We start from the raw sequence: 16406 nt of genomic DNA, 5'->3' as shown, positions 1-16406 counted from the left end.
ACATTGGAATGCATTTCAAATGTGGGAGCGGGCTTGCTCGCGAAGGGGCCAGTCCAAACTCCAAATTTCTAGGGGCGATACGCCCGCATGAACAACTCGACCACTTCCTGCACATGACTTTCCGCCGCCTCGCCGGTTAACGGTTCACCGCAGCCATACAACAACCGAAAATTCCCCGCACCCTTGATCAGGCAGAAAAAGTGCTCGGCGGCGTTGTGCGGGTTGTCGATGCTCAGCACGCCGGTTTCATGGATCCGCCGCAACAATCGCTCCATGCCTTGCACCATGCGTTGAGGGCCGGCCTCGAAGAAGATCAGCGACAGCTTCGGATCCTGACTGCCCAGCGCCATGATCAAACGATGCAGGTTCACCGACTCGTCGCTGTTGATCAGGTGGTGAAAGCCGCGCGCAATGTTCAGCAACACATTTTCCACCGCGATACCGTCCGGCAATTCGAAGAACAGGGGCGGCAATTGCTCTTCGCATTTGGCGACGACGGCGGCGGAAAACAGCGTTTCCTTGTCATTGAAATGGCTATAGACCGTCAGCTTCGACACGCCAGCCTCAGCGGCCACCGCATCCATGCTGGTGTTGGCATAGCCGTGACTCAGGAACAGGATTTTCGCCGCTTCGAGAATCGCCTGGCGCTTGGCCGGATCCTTCGGGCGGCCAGGGCCGTTTGGAGCTGAAAGATTGTTCGACATTCTTCGCTTTTAATACTGGACTGGTGAGTTTGCTATTAATAACATACCGACCAGTATAATTATTCCAAGCCTCCTTAGCGAAAGGTCCTTCACCATGTTCCGCCATGCGTTGTCCTTTGCGGTGCCAGTCACTCTGGCGTTTTTATTGTCGGCATGTGGCAAGGAAGAGGTGACGCAAGTCAGCGTGCGACCGGCCATGGTGGTTCAGCCAGAGCCTTCGGCGCAGGCGATGGAAAGTTATCCGGGCGAGGTGCGTGCCCGGTATGAGCCGGATCTGGCATTCCGCATCGGCGGCAAAGTCAGCCGACGACTGGTCGACGAAGGTCAGCGCGTGAAGGCCGATCAGCCCTTGGCCGAGCTCGACCCGCAGGACGTACGCCTGCAACTGGAAGCCACTCGCGCCCAAGTCACCGCCGCAGAAGCCAATCTGAATCTGGTGCGCGCCGAGCGTGACCGCTACAAGACCCTGATGGAACGGCAGATGGTCAGCCGCTCGGCTTACGACAACGCGGAAAACCTCTACCGCTCCGGTGAGGCACGCCTCAAACAGATCAAAGCCGAATTCAACGTCTCGACCAATCAGGCCAGTTACGCCGTACTGCGTGCGCCTCAGGATGGCGTGGTCGCCAAACGTTCGGTGGAAGTCGGGCAAGTGGTCGCTGCCGGACAGACCGTTTTCACCCTTGCCACCGACGGCGAGCGCGAAGTGCTGATCAGCCTGCCGGAACAAAGCTTCGGCCGGTTCAAGGTCGGCCAGCCAGTCTCTGTGGAGCTTTGGACCCACCCGAACCAGCGCTTTGCCGGGAAGATCCGTGAACTGTCGCCCGCTGCCGATCCGAAATCCCGCACCTTCGCTGCCCGTATCGCGTTCACCGCCGGCAACGTGCCTGTCGAACTTGGCCAGAGCGCCCGGGTGTTCGTGCAGACCGCTGACGTGATTCCGCTGTCGGTGCCGCTCTCGGCCCTGACCGCCGAAAACGGCGTGACCTACGTTTGGGTCGTCAGCGCCAACAACACCTTGAAAAAGACGCCCGTGCGCGTCGGTCCGTTCGGTGAGAAAACCGTACCGGTGCTTGAGGGCTTGAACGCCAGCGACTGGGTAGTGGCCGCCGGTGTCCATGTGCTTCTGGAAGGGCAGCAGGTGCGTCCCGTGGATCACTCCAACCGTGTGGTCAATCTGGCGGACAAGGAGTAAGTCCCGATGCGCTTCAACCTTTCCGAATGGGCGCTGCGTAATCGCCAGATCGTACTGTTCCTGATGCTTCTGCTGGCCATCGTGGGTGCCTTGTCCTACACAAAGCTTGGCCAGAGTGAAGACCCGCCGTTCACCTTCAAGGCCATGGTCATCCAGACCCGCTGGCCGGGCGCCACGGCGCAGGAAGTTTCGCGTCAGGTCACCGAGCGCATCGAAAAGAAACTGATGGAAACCGGCGAGTACGAACGCATTGTCTCGTTCTCCCGCCCCGGTGAATCCCAGGTCACCTTTATCGCCCGCGACTCGATGCATTCGGTGGAGATTCCGGACCTCTGGTATCAGGTGCGCAAGAAGGTCAGCGATATCCGCCAGACTCTGCCGCCGGGTATTCAGGGCCCATTCTTCAACGATGAATTCGGTACCACCTTCGGCAATATCTATGCACTGACCGGCGACGGTTTCGACTACGCCGTGCTCAAGGATTACGCCGACCGCATCCAGATCCAGCTGCAGCGGGTCAAGGACGTGGGCAAGGTCGATCTGCTCGGCTTGCAGGACGAGAAGATCTGGGTCGAGCTGTCCAACGTCAAACTCGCCACCCTCGGCCTGCCGCTGGCGGCGGTTCAGCAGGCGCTGGAAGAGCAGAACGCAGTGTCCACCGCCGGGTTCTTCGAAACCGGCAGCGAGCGATTGCAGCTACGGGTTTCGGGGAATTTTCAGACCGTCGACGAGATCAAGAACTTCCCGATCCGGGTCGGTGATCGTACGTTCCGCATCTCCGATGTCGCCGACGTGCGGCGCGGTTTCAACGATCCGCCCGCGCCGCGCATGCGCTTCATGGGCGAAGACGCGATCGGGCTCGCGGTGGCGATGAAGGACGGCGGCGACATCCTGGTGCTGGGCAAGGCCCTGGAAATCGAATTCGCCCGCATCCAGAAAAACCTGCCGGCCGGGATGCAGCTGCGCAAGGTATCCGATCAGCCGGCGGCGGTGAAAAGTGGCGTCGGTGAATTCGTCCAGGTGTTGGTTGAAGCGCTGGCCATCGTGTTGCTGGTGAGCTTCTTCTCCCTGGGTGTGCGCACCGGCATGGTGGTGGCGCTGACCATTCCGCTGGTGCTGGCGATGACGTTCGCCTGCATGTATTACCTCGGTATCGGCCTGCACAAGATTTCCCTCGGCGCGCTGGTGCTGGCGTTGGGCTTGCTGGTGGACGACGCGATCATCGCCGTGGAAATGATGGCGATCAAAATGGAGCAGGGCTTCGACCGGATCAAGGCGGCCAGTTACGCCTGGACCAGCACCGCGTTCCCGATGCTCACCGGCACGTTGATCACCGCCGCAGGCTTCCTGCCGATTGCCACCGCGCAGTCAGGCACCGGTGAATACACCCGTTCGATCTTCCAGGTCGTCACCATTGCGTTGCTTGCTTCGTGGGTGGCAGCGGTGATGTTTGTGCCGTATCTCGGGGAAAAACTCCTGCCGGACCTGGCGAAAATTCACGCAGCCAAACACGGCACCGGCGACGGTCAACCGGACCCTTATGCCACACCGTTTTACCAGCGGGTACGACGTCTGGTGGAGTGGTGTGTGCGTCGGCGCAAGACGGTGATCGTGCTGACGGTGGGGCTGTTCGTTGCCTCGGTGATGCTGTTCAAGTTTGTACCGCAGCAGTTCTTCCCGGCCTCCAACCGGCTGGAGCTGATGGTCGATCTGAAACTGGCCGAAGGCGCTTCGCTGGCCAACACCACTGCCGAGGTCAAGCGACTGGAGGCAATGCTCAAGGATCACGCCGGCATCGACAATTATGTGGCTTACGTCGGCACCGGATCGCCGCGTTTCTACTTGCCGCTGGATCAACAACTGCCGGCGGCGAGCTTCGCCCAGTTCGTGGTGTTGGCGAAAACCATCGAGGAGCGAGAAGCGCTGCGTACGTGGCTGATCGATACCTTGAACGAGCAATTCCCGGCCCTGCGCTCGCGGGTCACGCGGCTGGAAAACGGCCCGCCGGTTGGTTATCCGGTGCAGTTCCGCGTCACCGGCGAGCACATCGAAGAAGTCCGGGCGCTGGCGCGCAAGGTCGCGGCCAAGGTCCGCGAGAATCCGCACGTAGTGAATGTGCATCTGGACTGGGAAGAGCCGAGCAAGGTCGTGTACCTGAACATCGATCAGGACCGCGCCCGGGCGCTGGGCGTGAGCACCGCGAACCTGGCGAAATTCCTCCAGAGTTCGCTGACCGGCTCCAGCGTGAGCCAGTATCGCGAAGACAACGAGTTGATCGAAATTCTCCTGCGCGGCACCGTGCATGAGCGCACCGAACTGTCGTTGCTGCCGAGTCTGGCGGTGCCGACCGACAACGGTCGCAGTGTTGCGCTTTCGCAGATTGCCACGCTGGAATATGGCTTCGAGGAAGGCATCATCTGGCATCGCAATCGTCTGCCGACCGTGACTGTGCGTGCGGACATTTATGGCAAGGAGCAGCCGGCGTCGCTGGTCAAACAGATCATGCCGACACTTGATCCGATTCGGGCTGAGTTGCCTGACGGTTACCTGTTGGATGTCGGCGGTACCGTCGAGGATTCCGAGCGCGGGCAGAAGTCGGTGAACGCCGGGGTGCCGATGTTCATTGTCGTGGTGCTGACGTTGCTGATGGTGCAATTGCGCAGCTTCTCGCGCACGGCGATGGTGTTTCTGACGGCGCCGCTGGGGTTGATCGGGGTGACGCTGTTTCTGTTGGTGTTCCGTCAGCCGTTCGGGTTTGTGGCGATGCTCGGGACCATTGCGCTGTCGGGGATGATCATGCGCAACTCGGTGATTCTGGTGGATCAGATCGAGCAGGATATTGCGGCGGGGCTCAAGCCCTGGCAGGCGATCATCGAGGCGACGGTGCGGCGGTTCCGGCCGATTGTGTTGACGGCGCTGGCGGCGGTGCTGGCGATGATTCCGCTTTCTCGCAGTGTGTTTTTCGGGCCGATGGCGGTGGCGATCATGGGGGGGTTGATTGTGGCGACTGCTCTGACGCTTTTGTTTTTGCCGGCGTTGTATGCGGCTTGGTTCCGGGTTCGCAAGGAGGCTTGAGGCTGTTTGAGCTTGGCGGCCTTCGGGCCGACCAGGCTCTTGGGGTTTTGGGTGTATATCCGTTTCTTTGGGTGCTGCCGCTGGCGGTTCCGCCCTTACGGCGGCTCACTTTTTCAAACGCCGGAATGCCGGCCCAGCGAAAAGTAAGCAAAAGGCTTGGCCCCGGCGTTCGGCACCTCGCTGAGGCTCGGCGTTCCTTCGTTCCGGGATTCATCCGGGGGCATCGCCTCCGGTTTGCTTCGCTGCACCTCCTCTCGATGTGTTTGGCTTCGCCAAACGGCGCTACGCGCCCACCCCCGGATAAATCCCTCCACTCAGCCTTCCGATGGGGCCGGCACGTCAAAAGCGGTACTCGAGCTAACGCTCATTGTGTTGAGTGGTGGAAAGCCAAAGCCAAAGCGGGAGTGGAGTGGGAGTAGAGCTGTATGTGTTTTAAAACCCGAGTTCACCTCGGTATTTCACGTCGGCGTAGCTCTCCCAAACGTCTCGGTCAGTCCCCTCTCCCCCCGGGAGAGGGCTAGGGTGAGGGTTGGTTCTTGAATTGTTCAAAAATGCTTCGGAGCACCAGCATGCTCTCAACCTTTCAGATTAGCGTCTTGAACGCGATCTCAAGTTAAGCCATGGATCAGGCCACTCCCCAAATCTGACCCCATGAAAAAGCCCGCTGAACCTGTAAAGGTCAGCGGGCTTTTCATTACATGAGAAAGTTAAAGCGTACCAAACACCTTCTTCGCCAGACTCGTCGCCGCAGCGGCGGGGTTCTTGCGGATGGTTTCTTCCTGTTTGCCGATCATCTCGAACAGGCCGTTCAGTGCTTGTTCGGTCACGTAGCTTTCGATGTTCGCGCTCTTTGCGTCGACCACGCCCAACGTTGCAGCCTGGCCGGCGAACGAGTTGTACTTCTGTGCTACGCCTACCTTGTCGGTCGCCTGTTTGACGATAGGCAGGAACTTGGCGCGGATCTGTTCGCGGCTGGATTTGTCGAGGTATTGGGTGGCGGAGTCGTTGCCGCCGCTGAGGATGCCTTTGGCGTCGGCCACGCTCATTTTCTTCACGGCGTCGACCAGGATTGGCTGGGCCTGGGTCACAGCGGTTTCCGCAGCCTTGTTCATGGCGGTTTCCAGTTCGTCGACCTGGGCGCCCATGCCGAACGCTTTCATCTTGCCGGCGACTTTGCCGAGTTTGCCCGGCAGTTCGATTTTCACGTCCGGGTTGTTGCTGAAGCCGCCCGGGGTGCCGAGTTGTTTGACGGCCAGTTGCGCGCCCTGGGTCAGGGCATCCTTGAGGCCGCCGGTGGCGTCGCCTTGCGACAAGTCGCTGAGGGACAGGGCCAGCGCGTTGGCGGAGATCATCAGGCCCGCGCACAGGCCGGCGAAGCGAAGGGTAGGGCGGAGCATGGCGGCTTCCTTGTTCGGAGAGAGTTAGCGGGCGGCGTCGACGCGGATCTTCAGTGGCTGCGGATCCTTGCCATCGAGCTGCACGGTATGGTTTTCGGTGGTGATGAACATCAGCTCGCCGTTGACTTCAATGCGTGCGCTGACGGAGTAGCGGTGGCCGGGTTTGACCTGGGCCGGATCGTAGCTCAAATGAAACGGCAGCGGCACCTGGCCTTTGACCGGGCCTTTCTGTTCGTCGAGCACCACGGCCGGGGCATCGGCCAGCGAAACGTCCTGCAGGCTCACACTCAAGGTCGCGCTTGGCGGCAGGGCGATGCGTTGCAGGTAGAACACTTCGCCGTCGAGACTGACCTTGCCGGCGGGATTGGTCGATTGGCAGGCGCTGAGCAGGGCTGCGGCTGCGAGAACGGTCAGTTTTTTCATGGTGGATCTCCTTTCAATATGGGAACGGGCTTGCTCGTGAATGCGGTGTCTCACTCAACAGCGATGTTGAATGTTCAAGCGCTTTCGCGAGCAAGCCCGCTCCCACAGGTTTTCATCAGGCCTCGGGCTGTTTGCTGATCTGGTCGGCCGCATCTTCACTGCGATGCAAGGCCACCTGACGGATCGACAAGCGAATCTCCGCCGGCAGCACCCGTTTGGCTGCGCCTTCGGCCAGTTCGCCTAGCAGTTCGTGATAGCTCAATTTGCCCGCTTCGTCACGACGCAGTACGTCGAGGTCGAGCATCGTCTGGATGAAGTGGCGGAACAGACTTTTGTCGAAGAATTCCGGCGCGTTCAGGCCATGCAGGATCGACAGGCGCTGGGCCATGACCGTGCACAGGTCTTCCAGTTCTTCGGCGCTGATGGTGTTCTGGCCGGCGTTGAGCAACAACGACACGGTCATGTAGAAGCGTTGCAGGGTCTGGGCGATGCTCTTCGACAGCAGGGTCAGCAGCACGAAATGCCGCGAACTCGGCGCCGGGCGCAGGTACACGTCTTTCTCGAAACGCAGCAGGCCTTGTTCGACGAAGGCCTCCAGCCACTGGTCGATAACCGCATCCAGTTCGTCCAGGCTCCAGCGGATGAACAGCTCTGCCTGCAGGTACGGATACAGCGCACGGGTGTAGCGCAGGATCTGTTCGCGGCTCATGCGCGAAGTGCTCTGGAAGAAACTTGCCAGCAACGCCGGCAGGGCGAAGATGTGCAGCACGTTGTTGCGGTAGTAGGTCATCAGGACGGCATTCTGCTCGTCCAGATACAGAATCTTGCCCAGTGCATCGTTCTGCTCGGACAGCAGATCCATGTCCTTCACATGTTCGATCAGCGCGCGGCCATCGCCTTCCGGCAAGGTGGTGTGTGGCGAGTACGGGACTTTGCGCAGCAGTGCCAGATACAGATCCAGCACCCGGGCCATGGCCCGATCGTCCAGCGCCAGGCGGGTGGTCGACAGCAGCGCCAGCGCTACCAGGTTGACCGGGTTGATCGCTGCCGCTTCGTTCAGATGCTGCGCGACTTTCTCGCCGAGGCGGTTGGTGGTTTCGTTGAGCCACGCCGGTTTGAACTGCGGGCCCAGTTCCTGCTGGCGCCAGCCAGGTTGTTCGCTGTCGAGGAATTCCGCCAGTTTGATCGGCTCGCCGAAGTTCACCGCCACTTGGCCGAAGCGTTGCTTGAGTGCGCCGATGACTTTGAAGATGTCGAAGATCGACTCTTTCTTCTTGCTCGCGCCACGCAGTTCACCGAGGTAGGTACGACCTTCGAGTACGCGCTCATAACCGATGTACACCGGCACGAAGACGATCGGCATCCGCGACGAACGCAGGAAGCTGCGCATCGTGATCGCCAGCATTCCGGTTTTCGGTTGCAGCATGCGCCCGGTACGCGAGCGGCCGCCTTCGACGAAGTACTCGACCGGGAAACCTTTGGTGAACAGGGTGTGCAGGTATTCGTTGAACACCGAGGTGTACAGCGGGTTGCCCTTGAACGTGCGGCGCATGAAGAACGCACCGCCCCGGCGCAGCAGGCTGCCGATCACCGGCATGTTGAGGTTGATCCCGGCGGCGATGTGCGGCGGGGTCAGGCCGTTGCGGAACAGCAAGTACGAGAGCAACAAGTAGTCGATGTGGCTGCGGTGGCACGGCACGTAGATCACTTCGTGACCCTGGGCGACCTTCTGCACGCCTTCGATGTGGTTGACCTTGATCCCGTCGTAGATCTTGTTCCAGAACCAGCTCAGCACCACTTCGAGAAAACGGATCGCTGTGTAGGTGTAGTCCGAGGCGATCTCGTTGCCGTAGCGCAGGGCCTGGGCCTTGGCTTTTTCCGGGGAGATATTCTCGCGCTCGGCTTCGTCGAGGATCGCTTGCTTGACCAGCGGCTGGTTGAGCAGGCCTTTGACCAGGTTACGGCGGTGGGAAATGTCCGGGCCGATCACCGCAGCCTTGAGGTTGCGGAAGTGCACCCGCAGGATTCGCTGGGCCATGCGCACGGTGCGCTCGTGGCCCTTGTTGTGTTCGATCAGCTCGCGCAGGTGGATCGGTGCCGAGAATTGCACCCGGGTCTTGCGCCCCAGAATCATGATGCTCAGCAGCCGACGCAGGCGCCCGGTGACGGCCCAGCTGTCGGCGAACAGCAATTTCCATGGGCTGTTTTCGCTGTCGGGCGACTGGCCCCAGAACACGCTGACCGGAATGATCTGCGCATCTTCGGCAGCATTCTGGCTGAGGGCGCTGACCAGTCGGGTCAGGGTCGGCGGTGCGCCGCGCTTGTCCTGGCGGCCGAGCCAGTCCGGGTCCGGCGTCAGATAGAAGAACGCCGCCGGCTCCAACAGATTTCCGACTGACACCGGCAGTACCGGGCGCGGCAAACCGGCCTTGGTGCACTCGGTGTCGACCACTGCCAGGTCAGTCAGCGATGGATTTTGCAGGACGTAGAACACCGGACGACTGCGGTCGAGGTTGAGGGTGAACGACGACTGGTTGATCGTCTCGGAGCGAACCCAGAGATACAACAGTCGGCGCAAGGTGCCAAACACAAGACGGCGGAACGGGGAACGGGTCATACGGCTTCTGCGTGAGTTGATAAACCGAGCGTTTGCTCGGGCGGTCGACAGTTTGCCGTATTCATCGAAAATCGGCAAAAAAGCGGCGAAGTAATCTCCTGTTGAGAGTTTTGTCGCCTGTCATATACTCGGCGGTCTGTCGCCGGGGCCCTTTTATGGACGTCGGACGCAGGCTGACGTTCCGCAAAGGCTTTCCTGCGAAAAGCCTGTTCAATAATAAAAAAGGAGTATGAACAGATGGCAACACGTGAAACCGGCAACGTGAAGTGGTTCAACGACGCCAAGGGCTATGGCTTCATTCAGCGCGAAGACGGGGTGGACGTGTTCGTGCACTACCGCGCTATTCGTGGTGAAGGCCACCGTTCGCTGACCGAGGGTCAGCAGGTTGAATACGCGGTGGTGGAAGGGCAGAAGGGATTGCAGGCGGAAGACGTGGTCGGGTTGTAAACCGCACTCTTCGGATCCCCAGAAAATACTGTGGGAGCGGCGGTTCGACGCTTCGACTTGCCCGCGAAAGCGGTTTGTCAGCCACCTCTATTTTGGATGTGCCGCCGCCTTCGCGGGCAAGTCGAACCGCCGCTCCCACAGGTTCTGTGTACAGCTTCGTTATGCAGTTTTCCAGGTGATCTCTTCTTCACCATCAACGCTGATGCGAATCCAGCGATCCGCCGTTTCCTCGCCTTCTTCCTCGATCCACGTTCCCGGCGCGCAGCGCACTTCGACGTTCAGTGCGGCAAAGGCTGCGCGGGCGCAGGCGATATCGTCGTCCCATGGAGTCGCATCGCTTTCCAGGTACAGGCTGTTCCACTTGCCCACGGCTTTCGGCAGCCAGGTCACCGGGATGTTGCCGGCCTTGCACTTGTAGGTCTGACCTTTCTGTACCCAGTCGCTGCACGGGCCAAGGGCCGCGCCCAGCCAGGCGGAAATGGCCTTGTGGTCGACGTCGGCGTCTTTCAGGTAAATCTCGATGTCCGGTTGGCGCATGGATATCCTCACTGCGGGTCTGAAAAATCCATTCGCGGATTTAGCCGGCCCCGGGCACTCGCCCGAGTCCAAAAGTTATTGAAGAACGAAATAATCGTAGCGCATCGACACGGTGGTCACGAACGGCTCGGCCTGCTCGATCACCGCCGCACGGCGCTCGGCACTGGCGCGCCAGCCATGAGGTGTCATCGCCAACAGGTTGGCGCGATCCTCGGGCTTGTCCAGCGTCAGCTTGAATTCCAGGGTTTCACTGTGCGCCAGCGCCATGCCTTCCGGCACCAGGGCCAGGTGCTTGTCGTCGGTGTACTCGCGCACTTCGTCGTACAGGCGCTCGCGCAGTTCCATCAGGTGGCCGCTGGTCGGGCCGACTTTCATCAGGCCGCCGCCGACGCTGAGCAGACGCTTGGCCTCTTCCCAGTCCAGGGGACTGAAAACACTGGCCAGAAACTGGCAACTGCCGGAGGCCAGCGGCACCCGTGCCATGCTGGCGATCAACCACGTCAACGCAGGATTGCGTTTGCAGGCGCGCTTGACCGCTTCCTTCGAGATGTCCAGTGCGTAACCGTCGGCATCCGGCAAGGCGTCAGCGATCTGCGCGGTGTAGTAACCCTCGCCACAACCGATATCGACCCAGCGAGACGGCGTATAACTCGCTGCCAGCTCCGCCAGACGCTTGGCTACCGGTGCATAGTGGCCGGCGTTCAGGAAGTCGCGGCGAGCCTCGACCATGGCCTGATTGTCGCCAGGATCGCGGCTGTTCTTGTGCTGCACTGGCAGCAGGTTCAAGTAACCCTGACGCGCGCGGTCGAAGCGGTGGCCGGCAGGGCAGACCACGCCGTTGTCCACCGCGTTCAGCGGTTCACTGCAGATCGGGCACGCGAGCATCAGGCGAGCAACTTGATCAGGGTCTGGTAGTAGATCTCGGTCAGCACGTCGAGATCGGCCGCCAGCACGCGCTCGTTGACCTGGTGGATGGTCGCGTTGACCGGGCCCAGCTCAACAACCTGCGTGCCCATGGTCGCGATGAAACGACCGTCGGAGGTGCCGCCGCTGGTGGATGCCTTGGTCTCGCGACCGGTGATCTGCTTGATGCTCGACGACACCGCGTCGAGCAGCGCGCCCGGCTCGGTGAGGAACGGCAGACCGGACAGCGCCCAGTCGATGTGCCAGTCCAGGCCATGCTTGTCGAGGATATCGGCGACGCGTTTCTGCAGGCCTTCAACGGTCGATTCGGTAGAGAAACGGAAGTTGAACAACGCCACCAGATCGCCCGGAATCACGTTGGTCGCGCCGGTGCCGGAGTTGACGTTGGAAATCTGGAAGCTGGTCGGCGGGAAGAAATCGTTGCCGTGATCCCAATGCTCGGCAGCCAGTTCGGCCAGAGCCGGGGCAGCGAGGTGGATCGGGTTCTTCGCCAGGTGCGGATAGGCCACGTGGCCCTGCACACCGCGTACGGTCAGTTTGGCACCGAGGGAGCCGCGACGACCGTTCTTCACCACGTCGCCCACCAGCGTGGTGCTTGATGGCTCGCCGACGATGCACCAGTCCAGACGCTCGTTACGGGCGGCCAGACGCTCGACCACGGCCTTGGTGCCGTGATGCGCCGGGCCTTCTTCGTCGCTGGTGATCAGGAACGCGACCTTGCCCTTGTGATCCGGGTAGTCGGCGACAAAACGCTCGGCCGCTACGGTCATCGATGCCAGGCTGCCTTTCATGTCCGCCGCGCCACGGCCGCAGAGCATGCCGTGCTCGTCGATTACCGCGTTGAACGGGTCGATCTGCCAGGCAGTCACCGGACCGGTCGGCACCACGTCAGTGTGGCCGGCGAAGCACAGCACCGGGCCGTCGCCTTTACCGTGAGTCGCCCAGAAGTTATCCACATCTTCGATGCGCATCGGTTCCAGGGTGAAACCGGCATCGCCCAAGCGCTGCATCATCTGCTTCTGGCAATCGGCGTCGACCGGCGTCACTGACGGACGGCGGATAAGGTCGATGGCGAGTTGGAGGGTCGGCGAAAGGTCGGCGTGTGCCGTCATGGAAAACTCCGGAGTCATGAATGTGGGCGCGGACTAAATGTGGGAGCGGGCTTGCTCGCGAACGCGATTCATCAGCCAACATAGATGTTGAATGTTACAAAGCCTTCGCGAGCAAGCCCGCTCCCACAGGGATACAGTCCAGTCAGTCAGACCGGGTATCACGCCAAGCCCTGCAAAATGGCGGTTATCTTAAAGCAAAACGGCGACCATTGGCCGCCGTTTAGTGCATCGCAGAGGATTTAGACGGCCGGTGCCGGTTCAGGCGCCGGCGCCGGTTTTGGCAGCGACGACAGGAACGCCATGATCAGCGCCGCCACGTAAGGCAGCGACTGCACCAGCAGCATGGCCACCCAGAAGCGCATGTCGTTGCTCGGAATGCCCTGCACCAGATAGATACCCAGCGCCGCGCCCCACAACAGCAGCATGATGAACAGCTCTTCCCGGGCCTCGGAAATCGCCACCCAGAAACCATGGTTGTCGGCGTTTTTCGGGGTGCGGAAGAACGGAATGCTGCTGGTGAAGAAGCCGTACAGCACCGCTTTGGCGATGGTGTGCGACAACGCCAGCCCGGCCAGTGCCGCGCAGAACGCATCCTTCAGGTTCACGCCCACGGCGCGACGGTACAGGAAGATGATCTTGCCGACCTTGAACACGAACAGCGCCAGCGGCGGGATTGCGAAAATCAGCAGCGGCGGATCTACCCGCTGCGGCACGATGATCATCGCCGCCGACCACAACAGCGCGCCGACGGTGAAGAAGATGTTCATGCCGTCCGCGACCCACGGCAGCCAGCCCGCGAGGAAGTGGTAACGCTGGCCGCGAGTCAGCTCGGTGTCCTTGCCGCGCAGCAGGCTGCGGGTGTGACGCTTGATGATCTGGATCGCGCCGTAGGCCCAGCGGAAACGCTGCTTCTTGAAGTCGATGAAGGTATCCGGCATCAGACCCTTGCCGTAACTGTCGTGGTAATACGCCGCCGAAAGGCCTTTCTCGAATACCCGCAGACCGAGCTCGGCGTCTTCACAGATGCACCAGTCGGCCCAGCCGAGTTCTTCCAGAACCGAACGACGGGTCATGGTCATGGTGCCGTGCTGGATGATTGCGTCGCGGTCGTTGCGGGTCACCATGCCGATGTGGAAGAAGCCTTTGTATTCGGCGTAGCAGAGTTTCTTGAAGGTGGTCTCGTTCTGGTCGCGATAGTCCTGCGGCGACTGCACCACAGCAATTTTCGGGTCGGCGAAGTGCGGCACCATGTGCTTGAGCCAGTTCGGGTGCACGCAGTAGTCGGAGTCGATCACCGCGATCACTTCGGCGTCCTTGGCGGTGTGCGGGATCAGGTAGTTCAGCGCGCCGCCCTTGAAACCGGCCAGGGGCGAGACGTGGAAGAACTTGAAGCGCGGGCCGAGGGTTTCGCAGTAGTCGCGCACTGGCTCCCAGACCGCCGGGTCCTTGGTGTTGTTGTCGATGATCAGGACTTCGAAGTCCGGATAGTCGAGGTTGGCCAGGGCGTCGAGGGTCTGTTTGACCATCTCCGGCGGCTCGTTGTAGCAAGGTACGTGGATCGAGACTTTCGGGCGGTAATCCGAATCGCCGACCACCGGCAGGAATTCACGCCGACGCTTGTGAATCCACACCGCCTCGGCCAGTTCGTGGGCCTCGGTCAGCAATACGATGAACACCCCGAGCGCACCGAGCGCCAGTAGGAAGCCCACCGTCAGGCTGAACCACGTGCTGTATTGCTGGCTGTAGTCGTAACCGATCCACACCAGCACCGAGCCGCACAGGAACGCGATAAAGGTCAGGAAGGTACGGCCGCGCTGACGCAGGGCCGAGCCGTCGATCATCAGCAGAGTCAGCGACAACAGCGCCAGCACCACCGAGCCGATGGCCAGCACGCGCCATTGCGGGATTGCCACCACCGGGCCTTCGAAGTTGAATTTCTGCTGGCGTGCGGCGTTGAACACGCCCCAGTAAGCGCCGACCGAACCTTCGTCGCTGGCCTTCCACGGCTGGTCAAACGCTTCGATCACGAAGTAGTTGAAGCCCTGGCGGTTGAGTTTGTTGACCAGTGTGCGCAGGTAGATCGCCTGATCCGCCGGCGACGCGTCGGCGCCACCGCGCATGCGGCCGTTGCTCGGCCAGCCCACTTCGGACAGCAGCAGCGGCTTTTTCGGGAACATTTTTTTCAGGTCGCGGGCGCGGTCGAAAACGAATTGCCCGGCCTTGTCCACTGGAATGAATTCCCAGTAAGGCAGAACGTGCGCGGCGATCAGGTCGACGTGTTTGGCCAGTTCCGGGTGCTCTTCCCAGACGTGCCATTGCTCGGAGGTGGTCACCGGTACTTTCACCGCTGCGCGTACCCGATCGAGCAACACGCTCAGTTGTTCGGCGGTGATTTCCTTGCGGAAGATCGCCTCGTTACCGACCACCACGCGAACCACGCTGCGTGAGGTGTTGGCCAGTTCGATGGCGCGGGTGATTTCCCGTTCGTTGCGTTCCTGGTCGGGGCTGATCCAGATCCCCAGGGTCACGCGCAGGCCGAATTCTTCCGCCAGTTTCGGGATGTCCTGCAGGGAACCGTCGACCGAGTAGATGCGGATGTTGTCCGTCAGCTTGCTCATGATCTCCAGGTCGCGGCGCATTTCATCGTCGGACGGATACTGATCCTTTTGTGGGAACTGTCCCTGCTGGAAAGGTGAATAGGAAAAACCGGAGATCTGCTCCGGCCAGTTCGGCGCGGAGACGGGGCGGTTGATCAGCGCCCAGAAACCGGTGAACAGGGCGGCGATTGCCAGAACCACCACCAGGTTGAGTCCAAATTTACGCGATGACATAGCTGTGTCGGGTTCCAAGGTCTGTGGAACGAAGGGTCGGCTGGTTGACGCCTGAGGGCGCGCATCCTACACCGGCAGTTCGCCGAGTCCTACAACAGACAGGGAAATGCCGGACGTTGGGCAATCCAACCCGACTTAAGTTCTTTCGTTTCAGCCTGTAAGGCAAAACTTTGTTACGTGCAGCTTTAATTAAAGCAGGCAGGTTCACCGTTCATAGCGCAAAGATGCTCTTGGCCGCCGACGGCCCTATAATGCGCGCCGGTTTTTGGGGTAATGGTCATGAGTACAGAAGATCCGCGGTTTGCAGGCATCGCCCGTTTGTATGGCGTTGAGGGGATGGAGCGTTTGCGCGCCGCCCACGTGGCGATTGTCGGCGTTGGCGGCGTCGGTTCCTGGGCGGCAGAAGCCATGGCCCGTTGCGGGGTGGGCGAGATTTCGCTGTTCGACCTCGACGATGTCTGCGTCAGCAATGCCAACCGGCAACTGCATGCACTGGACAGCACCGTCGGCAAACCCAAGGTCGAGGTGATGGCCGAGCGTCTGCGCGGGATCAACCCGGACTGCAAGGTGCACGCTGTGGCGGACTTCGTCACCCGCGACACCATGGCCGAATACATCACGCCGAACATCGACTGCGTGATCGACTGCATCGACGCGGTCAACGCCAAGGCGGCGCTGATTGCCTGGTGCAAGCGCCGCAAGATCCAGATCATCACCACCGGCGGCGCTGGCGGGCAGATCGATCCGACGTTGATTCAGGTCTGCGACCTCAACCGCACCTTCAACGATCCACTGGCCTCGAAAGTGCGTTCTACATTGCGCCGTGACTACGGCTTCTCGCGTACCGTGACCCGTCACTACAGCGTTCCGTGTGTGTTCTCCACCGAGCAACTGCGCTATCCGAAACCGGACGGCAGCATTTGCCTGCAGAAGAGTTTTGTCGGCGACGGCGTGAAACTGGACTGTGCTGGCGGATTCGGCGCGGTGATGATGGTGACGGCGACGTTCGGCATGGTCGCAGCGACCAAGGCTGTGGACAAGATTGTGGCGGGTGTGCGGCGGCCGGCGGATCGCGTCAAGCCTCAGGTTTGATGTGGCGCCTTAAGGGCTCTTCGCGAGCAGGCTCGCTCCCACATTGGAATGC

The 16406-nt window shown here is 60.9% G+C and carries 12 protein-coding genes; 4 read left to right on the top strand and 8 right to left on the bottom strand.

Annotation, left to right across the window (positions count from 1 at the left end; genetic code table 11):
- Nucleotides 1-68: 68 nt before the first annotated feature.
- The gene (locus tag ACW9HX_RS27495) at nt 69-704 is read right to left on the bottom strand and encodes a TetR/AcrR family transcriptional regulator (RefSeq protein ID WP_085729787.1); all 636 of its coding nucleotides are present in this window, start codon (nt 702-704) and stop codon (nt 69-71) included.
- Nucleotides 705-798: 94 nt separating this feature from the next.
- Between ACW9HX_RS27495 and ACW9HX_RS27490 the strand changes: the two genes are divergently transcribed.
- Nucleotides 799-1899, top strand: coding sequence for an efflux RND transporter periplasmic adaptor subunit (locus ACW9HX_RS27490; protein ID WP_457383001.1), 1101 nt, complete (start codon nt 799-801; stop codon nt 1897-1899).
- 6 nt (nt 1900-1905) lie between these two features.
- Nucleotides 1906-4974, top strand: coding sequence for an efflux RND transporter permease subunit (locus ACW9HX_RS27485; protein WP_457383000.1), 3069 nt, complete (start codon nt 1906-1908; stop codon nt 4972-4974).
- A gap of 707 nt (nt 4975-5681) precedes the next feature.
- On the opposite strand, the gene ACW9HX_RS27480 is transcribed toward ACW9HX_RS27485, so the two are convergent.
- From ACW9HX_RS27480 to plsB, 3 genes are all read right to left on the bottom strand, one after another.
- Entirely contained in the window at nt 5682-6371 is a 690-nt protein-coding gene (locus ACW9HX_RS27480) for a DUF4197 domain-containing protein (RefSeq protein WP_457382999.1), read from the bottom strand.
- A 24-nt stretch (nt 6372-6395) separates the two neighbouring features.
- The gene (locus ACW9HX_RS27475) at nt 6396-6794 is read right to left on the bottom strand and encodes a YbaY family lipoprotein (protein ID WP_457382998.1); all 399 of its coding nucleotides are present in this window, start codon (nt 6792-6794) and stop codon (nt 6396-6398) included.
- A gap of 115 nt (nt 6795-6909) precedes the next feature.
- Nucleotides 6910-9411 carry a glycerol-3-phosphate 1-O-acyltransferase PlsB gene (gene plsB / locus ACW9HX_RS27470; RefSeq protein WP_457382997.1) on the bottom strand — a complete coding sequence of 834 codons (2502 nt, stop codon included), beginning with the start codon at nt 9409-9411 and terminating at the stop codon, nt 6910-6912.
- Between the two features lie 237 nt (nt 9412-9648).
- On the opposite strand from plsB, the gene ACW9HX_RS27465 reads away from it, so the two are divergent.
- Entirely contained in the window at nt 9649-9858 is a 210-nt protein-coding gene (locus ACW9HX_RS27465; protein ID WP_007954750.1) for a cold shock domain-containing protein, read from the top strand.
- A gap of 159 nt (nt 9859-10017) precedes the next feature.
- Here ACW9HX_RS27465 and ACW9HX_RS27460 read toward each other — a convergent pair whose 3' ends face one another.
- The 4 genes from ACW9HX_RS27460 to ACW9HX_RS27445 all read right to left on the bottom strand — a co-directional run bounded on the left by ACW9HX_RS27460 (nt 10018) and on the right by ACW9HX_RS27445 (nt 15262).
- Nucleotides 10018-10395, bottom strand: coding sequence for a hypothetical protein (locus ACW9HX_RS27460; RefSeq protein WP_457382996.1), 378 nt, complete (start codon nt 10393-10395; stop codon nt 10018-10020).
- Nucleotides 10396-10470: 75 nt separating this feature from the next.
- On the bottom strand, nt 10471-11280 hold the full coding sequence (locus ACW9HX_RS27455; RefSeq protein ID WP_457382995.1) for a putative RNA methyltransferase: 810 nt from the start codon (nt 11278-11280) through the stop codon (nt 10471-10473).
- Nucleotides 11280-12431 carry a succinyl-diaminopimelate desuccinylase gene (gene dapE, locus ACW9HX_RS27450; RefSeq protein WP_408986145.1) on the bottom strand — a complete coding sequence of 384 codons (1152 nt, stop codon included), beginning with the start codon at nt 12429-12431 and terminating at the stop codon, nt 11280-11282. The genes ACW9HX_RS27455 and dapE overlap by 1 nt, the downstream gene beginning before the upstream one ends.
- Before the next feature lie 239 nt (nt 12432-12670).
- Nucleotides 12671-15262, bottom strand: a complete 2592-nt coding sequence (locus ACW9HX_RS27445) for a glycosyltransferase (protein ID WP_457382994.1) — start codon at nt 15260-15262, stop codon at nt 12671-12673.
- A gap of 273 nt (nt 15263-15535) precedes the next feature.
- Here ACW9HX_RS27445 and tcdA point away from each other — a divergent pair, with 273 nt between their 5' ends.
- Nucleotides 15536-16354, top strand: coding sequence for a tRNA cyclic N6-threonylcarbamoyladenosine(37) synthase TcdA (tcdA, locus tag ACW9HX_RS27440; RefSeq protein WP_457382993.1), 819 nt, complete (start codon nt 15536-15538; stop codon nt 16352-16354).
- Nucleotides 16355-16406: the final 52 nt, after the last annotated feature.

The sequence above is a fragment of the Pseudomonas sp. SDO52101_S400 genome (genome assembly GCF_054071635.1).
Note: the sequence above shows the minus strand (reverse complement) of the source record. Positions and strands in the feature narration are given on the sequence as shown.